Annotated in this window: 12 protein-coding genes; 5 read left to right on the forward strand and 7 right to left on the reverse strand. The window is 71.5% G+C overall.

Features of this window, described 5'->3' with window-relative positions:
• Positions 1-68 precede the first annotated feature (68 nt).
• From WD341_RS08295 to WD341_RS08310, 4 genes are all read right to left on the reverse strand, one after another.
• Positions 69-2,594, reverse strand: a complete 2,526-nt coding sequence (locus WD341_RS08295) for an FAD-dependent oxidoreductase (RefSeq protein WP_368424974.1) — start codon at positions 2,592-2,594, stop codon at positions 69-71.
• A gap of 34 nt (positions 2,595-2,628) precedes the next feature.
• Complete coding sequence (locus WD341_RS08300) at positions 2,629-3,126, reverse strand: PAS domain-containing protein (RefSeq protein ID WP_368424975.1); 498 nt, start codon at positions 3,124-3,126, stop codon at positions 2,629-2,631.
• A 165-nt stretch (positions 3,127-3,291) separates the two neighbouring features.
• Positions 3,292-4,167, reverse strand: a complete 876-nt coding sequence (gene motA / locus WD341_RS08305; RefSeq protein WP_368424976.1) for a flagellar motor stator protein MotA — start codon at positions 4,165-4,167, stop codon at positions 3,292-3,294.
• A 117-nt stretch (positions 4,168-4,284) separates the two neighbouring features.
• The gene (locus WD341_RS08310; protein ID WP_368424977.1) at positions 4,285-4,698 is read right to left on the reverse strand and encodes an acyl-CoA thioesterase; all 414 of its coding nucleotides are present in this window, start codon (positions 4,696-4,698) and stop codon (positions 4,285-4,287) included.
• Positions 4,699-4,762: 64 nt separating this feature from the next.
• Between WD341_RS08310 and parE the strand changes: the two genes are divergently transcribed.
• Together parE and WD341_RS08320 are read left to right on the forward strand one after the other, a co-directional pair.
• The gene (parE, locus tag WD341_RS08315; RefSeq protein WP_368424978.1) at positions 4,763-6,760 is read left to right on the forward strand and encodes a DNA topoisomerase IV subunit B; all 1,998 of its coding nucleotides are present in this window, start codon (positions 4,763-4,765) and stop codon (positions 6,758-6,760) included.
• A gap of 334 nt (positions 6,761-7,094) precedes the next feature.
• On the forward strand, positions 7,095-8,705 hold the full coding sequence (locus WD341_RS08320) for a sensor histidine kinase (protein ID WP_368424979.1): 1,611 nt from the start codon (positions 7,095-7,097) through the stop codon (positions 8,703-8,705).
• Positions 8,706-8,767: 62 nt separating this feature from the next.
• Here WD341_RS08320 and WD341_RS08325 read toward each other — a convergent pair whose 3' ends face one another.
• The 3 genes from WD341_RS08325 to WD341_RS08335 form a co-directional block, all read right to left on the reverse strand.
• Positions 8,768-9,337, reverse strand: coding sequence for a hypothetical protein (locus WD341_RS08325; RefSeq protein ID WP_368424980.1), 570 nt, complete (start codon positions 9,335-9,337; stop codon positions 8,768-8,770).
• Positions 9,338-9,565: 228 nt separating this feature from the next.
• Positions 9,566-10,291 (reverse strand): alpha/beta fold hydrolase, encoded by a 726-nt coding sequence (locus WD341_RS08330; RefSeq protein ID WP_368424981.1) that lies wholly within the window; start codon positions 10,289-10,291, stop codon positions 9,566-9,568.
• Complete coding sequence (locus WD341_RS08335) at positions 10,288-10,830, reverse strand: hydrolase (protein ID WP_368424982.1); 543 nt, start codon at positions 10,828-10,830, stop codon at positions 10,288-10,290. The genes WD341_RS08330 and WD341_RS08335 overlap by 4 nt, the downstream gene beginning before the upstream one ends.
• 226 nt (positions 10,831-11,056) lie before the next feature.
• Here WD341_RS08335 and WD341_RS08340 point away from each other — a divergent pair, with 226 nt between their 5' ends.
• The 3 genes from WD341_RS08340 to WD341_RS08350 all read left to right on the forward strand — a co-directional run bounded on the left by WD341_RS08340 (position 11,057) and on the right by WD341_RS08350 (position 14,410).
• Positions 11,057-12,703 carry a DEAD/DEAH box helicase gene (locus WD341_RS08340; RefSeq protein ID WP_368424983.1) on the forward strand — a complete coding sequence of 549 codons (1,647 nt, stop codon included), beginning with the start codon at positions 11,057-11,059 and terminating at the stop codon, positions 12,701-12,703.
• Positions 12,704-12,799: 96 nt separating this feature from the next.
• On the forward strand, positions 12,800-13,042 hold the full coding sequence (locus WD341_RS08345) for an Lrp/AsnC ligand binding domain-containing protein (RefSeq protein ID WP_368424984.1): 243 nt from the start codon (positions 12,800-12,802) through the stop codon (positions 13,040-13,042).
• Between the two features lie 192 nt (positions 13,043-13,234).
• Positions 13,235-14,410, forward strand: a complete 1,176-nt coding sequence (locus WD341_RS08350; protein ID WP_368424985.1) for an ABC transporter substrate-binding protein — start codon at positions 13,235-13,237, stop codon at positions 14,408-14,410.
• The last annotated feature ends 44 nt before the right edge of the window (positions 14,411-14,454 follow it).

Consider the following 14,454-nt stretch of genomic DNA (forward strand, 5'->3'; position numbering starts at 1 on the left):
CCGCTTGCGTTTGGACCGGATGGGCCGCCCCTCGGGGCGGCCCGCTTGCGTTTGGGCCGGATGGCGGCTCAGCCGCGCAGGCGGGCGCCGCCCGGGTCGTAGAAGGGCTTCAGCGACGCCTCGGCGGCGACCCGCCGGCCCGCCACGTCGATCTCGTAGGTCGAGGCGAGCAGCGCCTCGGCGCTCTCACCCTTGCAGGGAACCCAACCCATGCCGACCGCAGCGCCCAGGAAGTGCCCGTAGGCGCCGGAGGTCAGGATGCCGACGGTCCGGCCGTCCCTGAGGATTGGCTCGTTGTGGTAGAGCAGCGGCTCGGGATCGCTCAGCCGGAACTGCACGAGCCGCCGCTCGAGCCCGGCCTCGCGCTTCCGCAGGACCGCCTCGCGGCCGACGAAGGCGTCCTTTTCCGAACTGACCGCGAAGCCGAGGCCGGCCTCCAGAACGTGGTCCTCGTCGCTGACGTCGTGGCCGAAGTGGCGGAAGCCCTTCTCCAGGCGGCAGGAGTCGAGTGCGTGCAGGCCGCAGAGCGCCAGGCCGTGCGCCTGCCCCGCCGCCTCCAGCGCCTCGAAGACATGGGCCGCCTGCTCCGCTGAGACGTAGAGCTCCCAGCCGAGCTCGCCGACGTAGCTGACCCGGTGCGCGCGGGCCAGGCCCCAGCCGATCTCGATCTCGCGCCAGGTGCCGAAGGGGTGCGCCTCGTTCGAGAAGTCGTTGGGCGAGCAGCCGGCCAGCACGGCGCGCGCCTGCGGCCCCATCAACGCCAGCACCGCCTCGCCGGCCGTGACGTCGGTGATCACCGCCGCCTCCTCCGGGCCGAGGCCGCGCCGGAGCCAGGCCAGGTCGCGCTGCAGCGTCGCCGCCGGCACGACCAGCAGGAAGGCCGTCTCCGAGAGGCGGCTGACGGTCAGGTCGCTCTCGATGCCGCCGCGCTCGTTGAGCATCTGCGTGTAGACGACGCGGCCCGGCTCGCGGGCCACGCGGTTGGCGCAGAGCCGCTCCAGGAAGGCCGCGGCGTCCCGGCCCTCGACCCGGATCTTGCCGAAGGAGCTGAGGTCGAAGAGGCCGACGCCCCGGCGCACCGCCAGGTGCTCGCGCCGGGCGTTGTTGAACCAGTTCTGGCGCTGCCAGGAGTAGCGGTAGGCCCGCTCCTGCCCCGGCTCGGCGAACCAGTTGGCGCGCTCCCAGCCGGCGGTCTCGCCGAACACGGCGCCGCGCGCCTCGAGCTGCTGGTGCAGCGGCGAGCGCCGCACGCCGCGCGCCGTCGCCGGCTGGCGGTAGGGAAAATGGTCGGCGTAGAGCAGGCCCAGGCTCTCGGCGACCCGCTCCTTCAGGTAGGCGCGGTTGGCCTGGAACGGCTGGGCGCGGCGGATGTCGACCTCCCACAGGTCGAAGGGCGGGCTGCCGCTGTCGAGCCACTGCGCCAGCGCGTAGCCGGCGCCGCCCGAGGAGACGATGCCGACCGAGTTGTAGCCGGCCGCGACCCAGTAGCCGCGCAAGGCCGGCGCCTCGCCGAGATAGTAGCGGTCGTCCGGCGTGAAGCTCTCGGGGCCGTTGAAGAAGGTGTGGATGCCGGCGCTGGCGAGCAGCGGCATGCGGCGGACGCCCTGCTCCAGGATCGGCTCGAAGTGCTCGAAGTCCTCGGGCAGCTGGTCGAAGCAGAAATCCTCGGGGATGCCGGCCATGCCCCAGGGCTTGGCCTTCGGCTCGAAGGCGCCGAACATCAGCTTGCCCGAGTCCTCCTTGTAGTAGGCGCACTCGTCGGGCACGCGCAGCACCGGCAGGCGACCCAGGCCCGCGATCGGCTCGGTGACCAGGTAGAAATGCTCGCAGGCGTGCAGCGGAATGGTCACGCCGGCGGCGGCGCCGAGCGCCCGCGCCCACATGCCGGCGCAGTTGATGACGATGTCGGTGGCGATCCGGCCCCGCTCGCCGCCCTCGCCGACCCCGCCCTCGCCCTCGCCGTCGCGCTGCCAGCTCACGCCGGTGACGCGGCCGCCGGCCTGCTCGACGCCGGTCACCCGCACGCCTTCGAGGATGCGCGCGCCCTTCCGGCGGGCGCCGCTGGCCAGGGCCATGGCGACGTTCGCCGGGTCGCACTGGCCGTCGCCCGGCAGGTGGACGGCGGTGACCACGTCGTCGGTCATCAGGTGCGGATAGAGGCGCTTGACCTCGGCGGCCCCGATCTCGCCGCCCTCGATGTCGAAGGCCCGGGCCAGGGCCAGCGAGCGGCGCAGCTCCTCGGCCCGCGCCGCGGTCAGGGCGAGGGAGATCGAGCCGTTCTGGCGCAGCCCGGTGGCGACGCCGGTCTCGGCCTCGAGCCGCCCGTAGAGCTCGACCGAGTACTTGGCGAGGCGCGTCATGTTGCGCGAGCCGCGCAGCTGGCCGACCAGGCCGGCGGCATGCCAGGTGGTGCCGCAGGTCAGCTGCCTGCGCTCCAGCAGCAGGACGTCGGTCCAGCCGAGCTGGGCCAGGTGATAGGCGACCGAGCAGCCGGACACGCCGCCGCCGATGATCACCGCGCGGGCCTGCCGGGGCGGCGCGCCGCCGTCCCTCTCGGCCGCGGGCTCCCGCTCCGCCGCCCGATCCCCCGTCATGGCTGTCCCCCCGGTCTCTCGCGCGCCCTTCGCCTCAGTCCTCCAGGGTCGCGACGACCGCGACGTCCTCGAAGGCCTGCGGCGACAGCGGCAGGTAGTAGATCGCGCCCAGGATGTGGCTGACCCGGCGCTCGCCCTCGGAAAGCGGCAGCAGCAGCCGCTCCGCCTCGTAGACCCGCCCCTCGGGGAAGGCCATGGGCCCGCGGCGGTACTTTGGCCTGGCGTCGCGCAGGATCTCGGCCCACTGGTGCGAGGTGTCCTTCCGGCGCACCATCGGGAAGATATCCGACAGGCGCAGGCCGCGCAGCGAGCGGCCGTAGCGCTGCTCGATCTCCTCGCCGGCGAGGCGGAAGCGGATCTCGCCGCCGTCGGCCGGCACCTCCAGGACCATCAGGTTCGACAGCAGGCCCGGCAGCTCGACCGGGTCGAGCCGGCTGCGCGGCATCGGGCCGTCCTCGAGGCAGCGCTGCCGCCAGTAGCGGTAGAGCACCGTCAGCTTCGGGTTGACGAAGGGGGGCCACTCGGCGCTCACGGCCGCGGCACGCCGACGGGGCAGCGGCGGGCGGCGGCTCGGGCCTCAAGCCCGGGACGTCTTGGCGGGGTGGCACCCAGGGCTGCACGCATGGCGATAGCCTGCATGCGCGGGTCGGTCGTGGCAAGCGGCGCCGCCTCGGGGGCCGGCGCCGCCCGGCTGGCCTCAGGCGAAGGCTTCGCTCGGCACCGCGTTGATCGCCTCTTCGAGGGCGTAGAAGCTCGGCTGCAGGCGGCTCGGCACGTTGCCGCGGCCGATCTCGACCGAGACCTGGGCGGCGTGGCCGTGCAGGTGGGCCGTGATGGTGTCGCGGATGATCGCGTAGAACTGGTGCTCCTCCTCGGCGATCTGCTTCAGCCGGCCGGCGACCGGACCGACGATGCCGTAGGCCATGAAGACGCCCAGGAAGGTGCCGACCAGGGCGCCGCCGATCATCTTGCCGAGGATGTCGACCGGCTGGTCGATCGAGGCCATGGTCTTGATGACGCCGAGCACGGCGGCGACGATGCCGAGCGCCGGCAGGCCGTCGGCCATGGTCTGCAGTGCGTCGGCCGCCTTGGCGGTCTCGGCGTGGTGCTTTTCGAGCTGGCGCTCCATGTAGTCCTCGACCTGGTGCGGGTCGTCGAGGTTCATGGTCACCATGCGCAGCGTGTCGCAGATCAGGTCGGTGACGTGGTGGTCCGCCGCGATCCGCGGGAAGTTCAGGAAGATCTTGCTCTCGGTCGGCCGCTCGATGTGCGGCTCCAGGCCGACCACGCCCTTGGTCTTCATGACCTTGGCCAGCATGTACATCAGGCACAGCAGGTCGCGGTAGTCGTCGCGCCCCCACTTGGGCCCCTTGATGATCTTGCCGAAGCCGGCCGCGGCCTTCTTGATGACGTCCATGGAGTTGGCGATCAGCAGCGCGCCGATGGCGGCGCCGCCGATGATCATCATCTCGAACGGCAGGGCGTGCAGGATGATGCCGAGGTTGCCGCCCGCCAGCAGGTAGCCGCCGAACACCATGACGAAGACAAGGACCAACCCGCCGATCGAAAGCATGGGATTCGAGCGCCTCTGAACGTGCACAGGACAAGGAATGAGCGCCGAGTGTCGGCCGCGCCGGCTTAACATTCCCTAAACCGCGGGGCGGCGCCTCGCCCTGGCGGGGCGCGGGCCTCAGCCCTTCGGCACCGGCCGCGGCCGTCCCGCCTCGTCGATCGCCACGTAGACGAAGGTGCCCTCGGTCACCTTGAGCTCCTCGTCGTCGAAGCGGCGCCGCACCCAGGTCTCGATGCGCACGGCGATCGAGGTCGTCCCGACCCGCGTGACCTCGGCGTAGCAGGACACCAGGTCGCCGATCGAGACCGGCTTGTGGAAGCGCAGGGCGTCGACCGCGACCGTCGCGATTCGGCCCTTGGCCGCGGCGTAGGCCGGCACGGCGCCGGCCAGGTCCATCTGGGCCAGCACCCAGCCGCCGAAGATGTCGCCGTTCGGATTGGCGTCGCCCGGCATGGCCAGGGTGCGCAGGGCCGGCTCGCGGCGCGGCGGGCCGCCGCCTTCCTCCTGTTCGGCTCCACCAGATCTTGTCATGCATCCCCCCTGCTCCACAGCATCTGCTTGCTGCGGCTTCCGGCGTTTTCCTATAATGCGGGTCATGGCCGATCTCTTCCAGAATCTCGCAAAGACCGACGACAGCTACAGCGCCAAGGACATCGAGGTCCTGGAGGGCCTGGAGCCGGTGCGCCGGCGTCCCGGCATGTACATCGGCGGCACCGACGAGCGCGCGCTGCACCATCTGGTCGCCGAGCTGCTCGACAACGCCATGGACGAGGCCGTCGCCGGCCACGCCAACCGCATCGAGCTGCAGCTCGAGACCGGCAACCGCATCACGGTGCGCGACAACGGCCGCGGCATCCCGGTCGACCCGCACCCGAAGTACCGTGACAAGTCCGCCCTGGAAGTCATTCTGACGACACTGCATTCCGGCGCGAAGTTCGGGCAGAAGGCCTACGCGACCTCGGGCGGGCTGCACGGCGTCGGCCTGTCGGTGGTCAACGCGCTCGCCTCCGAGCTCTCGGTCGAGATCGCCCGCGACCGCCAGCTCTTCGCCCAGCGCTACTCGCAGGGCCGGCCGCTCGGGCCGGTGCAGCCGCTCGGCCCGACCCAGAACCGCCGCGGCACGACCATCGCCTTCGTGCCGGACCCGGAGATCTTCGGCGCCCAGGCCGAGTTCTCGCCGGCGCGGCTCTACCGGATGGCGCGTTCCAAGGCCTACCTCTACCGCGGCGTCGAGATCCGCTGGTCCTGCGCGCCGGCCCTGATCGGCGCCGCCGACCGCACGCCGGCCGAGGCGACCCTGCACTTCCCCGGCGGCCTCAAGGACTACCTGGCGGCCGCGCTCGGCCAGCGGCGGACCCTGACCGGCGAGCCCTTCGCCGGCGAGGCCAGGCTGTCCGACGGCATCGGCCGGGTCGAGTGGGCGGTCGACTGGCCGGCCGACGAGGAGGGCTTCACCAGCACCTACTGCAACACCGTGCCGACGCCCGAGGGCGGCAGCCACGACCAGGGCCTGCGCAGCGCGCTCTTGCGCGGTCTCAAGGCTTACGGCGAGCTGGTCGGCAACCGCAAGGCGGCGCAGGTCACCGCCGACGACCTTCTGGGCGGCGCCTGCAGCCTGCTCTCGGTCTTCATCCCGAACCCGCAGTTCCAGGGCCAGACCAAGGAGAAGCTCGCCAGCCCCGAGGCGACCCGCCTGGTCGAGACCACGGTCAAGGATCACTTCGACCACTGGCTGACCGGCCATCCCGACCGCGCCCGCCTGCTGCTCGAGCGGATCGTCGAGCGCGCCGAGGAGCGCCAGCGCCGGCGCGCCGAGAAGGAGATGAGCCGCAAGACGGCGACGCGCAAGCTGCGCCTGCCCGGCAAGCTCGCCGACTGCAGCCGGACCGCCGCCGAGGGCACCGAGATCTTCCTGGTCGAGGGCGACTCGGCCGGCGGCTCGGCGAAGCAGGCGCGCAGCCGCGAGACCCAGGCGATCCTGCCCCTGCGCGGCAAGATCCTGAACGTCGCCAGCGCCTCCTTCGACAAGCTCAAGGCCAACCAGGAGGTCCAGGACATCGGCCAGGCCCTGGGCTGCGGCACGCGCGGCTCCTTCGACCCCGACAAGCTGCGCTACGAGCGGGTCATCATCATGACCGACGCCGACGTTGACGGCGCCCACATCGCCAGCCTGCTGATGACCTTCTTCTACAGGGAGATGCCGGGCCTGATCGAAGCCGGCCGGCTCTACCTGGCGCAGCCGCCGCTCTACCGGCTGAGCCAGGGCGGCAAGGTGCTCTACGCCCGCGACGACGCCCACCGCGAGGAGCTGATGAACAGCGAGTTCAAAGGCCGCGGCAAGGTCGAGGTGAGCCGCTTCAAGGGCTTGGGCGAGATGCCTGCGGTCCAGCTCAAGGAGACGACCATGGACCCCAAGCGCCGCACACTGCTGCGCGTCGTGGTCAACGAGGCCGCCTCGCTCGACGATCCGGCGCTCGGCATCCGGGACACCGCCGAGCGCGTCGAGCAGCTGATGGGCCGCAAGCCCGAGCTGCGCTTCGCCTTCATCCAGGAGCACGCCCGCTTCGTCGAGACCGACACCCTGGACGTCTAGGCTCCGCGCATCTCGCGACATCGTGAGATCGATGGCTCGATACGACGGCGAGCTTGCCCCCTGGGCGCCCTGTGCCCGCCCCTGACGCCCCTCCTCGAGGGCGTGGAGGTTGCGGCGGGCTCGTTGCCTGGGCCTGAGGGCCGGTGCCGCGCTTGAATCCTCGGCCGAGACCCGTCACCCTCGCTTGACGGCGCACGTCAGAGAACCGGTTCCGTCCGAAGGGAAGTTGGTGACGATACTGTCGCGGCTATCGGACTCGTCGAGCGCCCTGGCGGAGCGGCTCTCATCCCTCGGTGGCCGCTTTGCCCTCCCGGCCGGGGTGGTGGGATTCTGCTTGGCCTACTATCTCGCCGCGAAGCTCGGCATCGCGACCAGGATGCCACCGGAAGGCATCGTCATCCTCTGGCCGCCGAACGCGGTCGTGCTGGCGGTCCTGCTGTCCGTGGGGACCCGGTTGTGGCCGGTGTTCCTGCTCGCGACGGTCGCCATGGAGGTCGCCGCCGCCTTCTCGGACTATCCGCTCCTGGCGGCCCTCGGCTACGGCATCGTCAACTTCTCCGAGGCGGCTCTGGCGGCCGTGCTGGTGCGACGCTTCGTCGGGAGCGCGCCGGCCCTCGCGACGGTGCGGGACTTCGTGCGGTTCCTGCTGATCGGTCCGCTCCTCGCCGCTGGCACGGCCGCCCTGGGCGGCGCCGCGGTCTACAAGCTGGGCAATCCAGCGCTCGACTACCTGCACTACTGGCGGGTCTTCTGGCTGGGAGACGCGCTCGGGCTACTGGTCCTGGGGTCGCTCCTGCTCGCCTGGAGGCGGCGCCCCCTCGGACTCGGACGCTTCGGCAAGGGCGCGCTGATCGAGCTGGCGCTGCTGTTGGCGACGCTGCTCGCGGTCTGCGGCTGGACCTTCTTCTCGGCCTCCGACCTGCCGCGCGTCTACCTCCTGTTCCCCCTGCTGATCTGGGCGGCGCTGCGGTTCAGCGTGCTGGGCGCGTCGGGGGCGATTCTGCTGTCCGTCGGCGCCGCGATCGGCTCGGCGGTCCACGGATTCGGTCCCTTCGCCGCCATGACCGACATCGACAACGTTGTCGCCCTCCAGGGGCTCGTCGCGGCCGTCGCGGTCACCACGCTGATGCTCGCCTTCGTCAGCGACGAGGCGCGACTGGCCCGGGAAGGCCTTGAAGTGGAGCTCGACAGGCAGCGGGCGACCGAGGAAAAGTTGAGGCAGGCGAGCCGGGCGCTGCAGCGCTCCAATGCGGAGCTCGACAAGACCGTGGAGGCCCGGACCGAACAGCTCAGGAACGCCCTGGAGCGCAACCAGCTGCTGCTCAGGGAGGTCCACCACCGGGTCAAGAACAACCTCCAGCTCATCTCCGGCCTGCTGTCGACCCAGGCACGCCGAGCCCCCGATCCCGCCTCGAGCAAGGGCTTCAAGAACGTCCGGGACCAGGTTCGCGCGATCGCCATCGCCTACGACCTCATCACGCAGATGGAGAACGTCGACGAGGTCGACCTGTCGCAGGTCGTCCCCGCGCTTTGCGAGGGCATCCGCAAGGCAGCCGGTCCGCAGGTCGATCTGCGGGTGGAAGCCCCGGACGCCTGCCCGGTGCCGGCGGAAAGCGCGATTGCCCTGGCCCTGGCGATCAACGAGCTGGTGACCAACGCGATCAAGCACGCCGGCGCCATCGCCGCGCCCCGCATCGTGGTGACCTGCCTGCGCGACGGCGACCGGGTGCGGATCCGGGTCGCCGACAACGGCCCCGGCTTTCCGCCCGGCTTCGACCTGGAGCAGGACGGCGGCTTCGGTACCCGGATGGTCACCGCCGTCGTCGCCCAGTCCGGCGGCCGGGCGCGGGTGGTGCCGTCGGACTCGGGCGCGGCGGTCGAGATCTCGGTACCGCTCGCCTCGGCGCCCCTCCTCCCCGATCCGCCGGAAGCGCACGGCTGCTGATCGCGAGCGCGCCTCGACCGGCCCCTTCCCGGCCGCTGCGGGGGCCTGGCCGCGCCGCCGAGCTACTGCGCGCGGGCCTCCAGGGCGTCGTCGGCGTCGCGGTTCCAGCGCAACGGCGGGAAGAGGTCGAGCGCGATCTGCTTCATCAGCGCCTGGAAGCGCGGGTCGGCGGGCGAGGCGGCGACGACGCGGCCCTGGGTCGAGGTCATCAGGCGGTGCCCCTCGCAGAACAGCGCCAGCACCTCCAGGCTCTCGCCTCGGCGGCCGACGCTGCGCGGCAGCTCGCCGTGCTTGCAGGCGGCATAGCCGTCCCAGCCGCCGGCCGGATCGAAGACCAGCACCACCTTGTAGGGCGAGTCGCGCAGCGCCGGGCTCGGCTCGGTGGTGACCGGGAAGACCGGCCCGAAGCGCTGCTCGGTCAGGGCGTACTCCACGGCCCGCCTGAGCGCCGGCTCCTCGCCCGGAAAGGGCTCGCCGACCAAAAAGGCCGCCATGCCGCCCTGGGCCGCCGGCCCACTCAGCACCCCCAGGTGGTAGGCGTCGTAGACGTAGGCGGGGCGCGTCGACGCCAGGTTGCAGGCGGCGAGACCGAGGATCAGCGCCAGTGCCGTAAGGGAGCGGATGGGGACCATGTGGAACCTGCGTGGCGGAGGGGGACGTTGCTCCCGAGTATAGGACCGGCCGCGCGCCCGGCAACGGCTCTGCAGCCATGAAGGCGCCGCGCCCTCGTCCTCGTCATCCCCGCGCAGGCGGGGAACCTAGAGAAGGCGGCCGCAGCGCAGACTCCGGCACCCTCCGCGTGAGCGGCGAGGCGGACGCCAGGGCCGCGGTTACCTCGGCGGCCCCTACCTCGGCAGCCCCTACCTCAGCAGCCACTGGCGGAGCTGGCGGCTGGTCTCCTCCGGGCGCTCGAGCGGCGGCAGGTGGCCGCAGTCCTCGACCACGACGAGGCGCGAATCGGGGATGCCGGCGGCGAGCTCGGTGGCGTTCTCGAGCGGCGTCAGGGCATCCTGGCGGCCGACCATGACCAGGGTCGGGCAGCGGATGCCGGCGAGCCAGGGGCGCGCGTCGGGGCGGTTCATGATGGCGGTCTGCTGGCGGGTGAAGCCGTCGCGCCCGATGCGCTCGGCCTGGGCCATGAGGTCGCCGGTCAGAGCCGCGTCCTCCAGGCGGTCGGGGTGGACCAGCAGCGGCAGCAGCTTCGGCGTCACGCCCTTGAACTGGCCCTTCTGCGCCAGCTCCAGCAGGCCGCGCCTGCGCGCCGTGACCTCGGGGCTGTCGGGTGCCGCGCGGGTGTCCATCAGGCACAGGCGCTCGACCCGCCCGGGCGCCAGGCGGGCGACCGAGAGCGCGACGTAGCCGCCCATCGACAGGCCGCAGAGCGCGAAGCGCTCCGGCATCGCCGCCAGGACGCGCTCGGCCATGGCCTCGACGCTGTCGAGGCCGTCGAAGTCGGCGACCCAGGTTTCGGCGAGGTCGGCCAACGCGGCCTCCTGGTGGCGCCAGAGGCGGCGGTCGAGCAGCAGGCCGGGCAGCAGGGCGAGCGGCATCCGGGCGGGTGGCGGGGCGGGTTTCTGGGCGCTCACTTGATCAGGCCGAGCAGGTCGCGGAAGCCTTCGTGATCGGATCGGCGCAGCCACTCGAACAGCACCATCTCGCCGGTCACCACCTCGATGCCCTGCCCGGCCATGCGGGCGAGCGCCGCCTCGCGGTTGGCCGGGTCGCGCGAGCCCAGGGCGTCGGCGACGGCGAAGACGACAAAGCCGGCCTCGACCAGCTCGATCGCTGTCTGCAGCAGGCAGACGTGGGCCTCCATGCCGCAGATCACGACCTGGCCGCGCCCCGACTCGCGCAACGCCGCCAGGAAGCCCGGCTCGGCGGCGCAGGAGAAGGCCCGCTTGGCGATCCGCTCGGCCGGCGCCAGCAGCTGGGCGAGCGCCGGTACTGTCGGCCCCAGCCCCTGGGGATACTGCTCGCTGGCGAGCACCGGGATGGCGAGCCGCCGGGCGCCGCGGATCAGCGTCGCGATGCGCGCCTCGACCGCCCGGTGGCTGGCGACGGCGGGCGCCAGGCGCTGCTGGACATCGACGATCAGGAGCAGGGAGTCTTGGGGGTCGACGAGCATTTCTGTCTTGTTCCGGCAAGGGATCTGAAAGCATTACTCGTCATTATGCGCATAGCACAGGGCCGCCGCCCGGCCAAGACAGCCCTCCAACCGGGGCATTCGGCGGGCATAAGCTTGACTTATGTGGTTGAAAGCCGCATAGAAATCGCCACATCGAAGGCCAGGAGCAGGACGCACCGAATAACCGGGCGTCCGCCGCCTTCTCGATATGACCTTCCGGAGCCACATGAAATTTGAAGATCTCGGTCTCCGTCCGGAGACCCTACGCGCCTTGACGGAGCTCGGCTACGAGACGCCGACGCCGATCCAGGCAAAAGCCATCCCGATGATCCTGATGGGCCGCGACGTGCTCGGCGTCGCCCAGACCGGCACCGGCAAGACCGCCGGCTTCACCCTGCCGATGATCGACATCCTGGCCGAGGGCCGGGGCCGCGCGCGCATGCCGCGCTCGCTGATCCTGGAGCCGACGCGCGAGCTGGCTGCCCAGGTCGCCGAGAGCTTCGACCGCTACGGCAAGTACCACCGCCTGACCAAGGCGCTGCTGATCGGCGGCGAATCGGTGAAGGACCAGCAGCTCGTCCTGCAGCGCGGCGTCGACGTTTTGATCGCCACGCCGGGGCGCCTGCTCGACCTCTTCGAGCGCGGCCAGATCCTGCTCGCCGACACGAAGCTGCTGGTCATCGACGAGGCCGACCGCATGCTCGACATGGGCTTCATGCCCGACGTCGAGCGCATCGTCGGCCTGCTGCCGCCCCTGCGCCAGACCATGTTCTTCTCGGCGACCATGGCCCCGGAGATCCGCAAGCTCGGCAATAAGTTCCTGCAGAACCCCAAGGAGGTCTCGGTGGCCCCGCCGGCCTCGCCGGCCGAGACGGTCACCCAGCGCGTCCTGTTCTGCAACAGCGACCCCAAATCCAAGCGCGCGGCGCTGCGCGGCCTGCTCGAGGGCGAGAAGGACGAGATCCAGTCGGCGCTGATCTTCTGCAACCGCAAGCGCGACGTCGACCTCGTCTACAAGTCCCTGAAGCGCCACGGCTACGACGCCGAGTCGCTGCACGGTGACATGGCCCAGCCGGCGCGCGTCGAGACCCTGAAGCGCTTCAAGAACGACGAGATCCGCCTGCTGGTCTGCTCCGACGTCGCGGCCCGCGGTCTCGACATCCCGCGGGTCAGCCACGTCTTCAATTTCGACGTGCCGATCCACAGCGAGGACTACATCCATCGCATCGGCCGCACCGGCCGCGCCGGCCGCAGCGGCAAGGCCTACATGCTGGCGACCCGCGACGACGAGAAACTGCTGGCCAGCCTGCACAAGCTGATTGGCGGGCGGATCGAGCAGTCCGGCGCCGCGGGCGGCGACCTCCTCGGCACCGCGGCCGCCGCGTCGGCCGAGACCGAGGCTGCGCCCGAGAACGGCGAGGCCAAACCCCGCCGCACCCGCAAGCGCCGCAGCGGACGCGACAGCGGACGCGAGGAGAGCCCGGTCGCCGCAGCGTCGGCGGCGCCCGAGGAGCGGGCCGCCGAGGCGCCGGAAGCGGCCTCGCCCGAGCCTGAGCAGCGCGAGCCCGCGCAGCACGAGCCCACGCAGCACGAGCCCACGCAGCACGAGACCGAGAGCCGCGAGCCCGAGAGGGTCGAGGCCGAAAAGGTCGAGGCCGACAGCGCGGCCGAGCCCGAGGGCCGGGCCAAGCCGGGCCGCCGCGCCAGGCCGACGTCCGAGAAGCGCGCCGCCAAGCCGCGCGGCGAGGCGACGCGCTCGCGCCGCGGCCGCGGCGAGGAGTCCGAGGCCGAGCCGGTCGGCGAGACGCCCTTCGGCGACCACGTCCCGGCCTTCATCCTGCGCGAGGTCCCGGCCGTCGCCTTGGAGCCCTGAGCCTTCGCGCTTCCCGCGCGTCCCGACGAACGAGAGGCCGCCCCGACCGGGTGGCCTCTTTCTCGTAGGGGCCCGGCCGACTATGATGGCCCCGCCATGCAGACCATCTTCGTCCAGATCAAGTGCCAGCTCGGCCGCGCCTACGCCGTCGCCGACGAGCTGGTGCAGAACGTCGAGCAGGTCTCGGAGGTCCACTCGACCTCCGGCCAGTACGACCTGATGATCAAGTGCTACCTGGAGGAAGGGACCGACATCGGCCACTTCGTCACCGAGCACATCCAGACCCTGCCCGGCATCCAGGACACCTTCACCCTGATCGCCTTCAAGGCCTTCGCCTGAGGCGCCGTCGCGGCGCCGGCGCCCGGGCGACGATCGGCGGGCGCCGGCTCCCTCCTCCTTGCCCTTTCCGTCACAGACTGATTCAGTCTGGCCGAATCTTCGGCTAGAGTGCCGGGCGCGCCGCGTCGGGGCAGTGCCGGGGGGCGGCGCCAGAAGAACCGAAAGAACAGGGTTTTCCAGGGGAGAGATCCGATGAAGACGCGCCTCATCGCGCTGGCCGCCGCCGTTGGCGTCGCGGCCATGCCCGTGCTCGCCGGACCGGCGGGCGCCGCCGATCCGGTCAAGATCGGCATGATCACCACGCTGTCGGGCGGCGGCTCCGGCCTCGGCATCGACATCCGCGACGGCTTCCTGCTCGCGGTCGAGGAAGGCGACGGCGCGCTCGGCGGCGTCCCGGTCGAGGTCCTCGTCGAGGACGACGCGCAGAAGCCCGACATCGCCACCGAGATCGCCAACCGCATGGTCGAGCGCGACGGCGTCGACATCATGACCGGCATCGTCTGGTCGAACCTGGCGATCGCCGTGGTGCCGAAGGTGACCCGCGAGGACGTCTTCTACATTAGCCCCAACGCCGGCCCCTCGCTGCTCGCCGGCAAGGGCTGCCACGAGAACTACTTCAACGTCGCCTGGCAGAACGACAACCTGCACGAGGCCATGGGCCAGTACGTCCAGGACCAGGGCTTCGCGAACGCCTACATCCTGGCGCCGAACTACCCGGCGGGCCAGGACGCCCTGGCCGGCTTCAAGCGCTACTACAAGGGCGAGATCGCCGGCGAGGTCTACACCCAGCTCGGCCAGACCGACTACGCCGCCGAGCTGGCCGCCCTGCGCGACGCCAAGCCCGAGGCGGTCTTCTTCTTCCTGCCCGGCGGCATGGGCATCTCCTTCCTGAAGCAGTACGCCCAGGCCGGCCTCAACGGCCAGATCCCGCTGTTCGGCCCAGCCTTCTCCTTCGACCAGGGCATCCTCGGCGCCGTCGGCGAGCCGGCGCTCGGCGTCGTCAACTCCTCGCAGTGGAGCAAGGATCTCGACAACGCCGCCAACAAGGCCTTCGTCGAGAACTTCCAGAAGGCCTACGGCCGCCTGCCCTCGCTCTACGCCAGCCAGGGCTACGACGCGGCGCGGCTGATCGCCTCGGCGCTGGCGGCGACCGGCGGCCTCGAGGACAAGGACGCCTTCCGCACGGCGCTGGAGGCGGCCGACTTCGACTCGACGCGCGGCGCCTTCCGGTTCAACAGCAACCACCACCCGATCCAGACGATCTACGTGCGCGAGGTCGTCAAGGAGGGCGAGGTGCTGACCAACAGGGTCATCGGCACGGCCTTCGAGGAGCACGGCGACGCCTTCGCCGAAGAGTGCAAGATGTAGCGCGACGCCCCGGCGTCGCGACGGCGGGGGGGGGGCCGGGGCGG

This window comes from Tistlia sp. (assembly GCF_040905785.1).
Classification (GTDB): Bacteria; Pseudomonadota; Alphaproteobacteria; order Kiloniellales; family DSM-21159; genus Tistlia.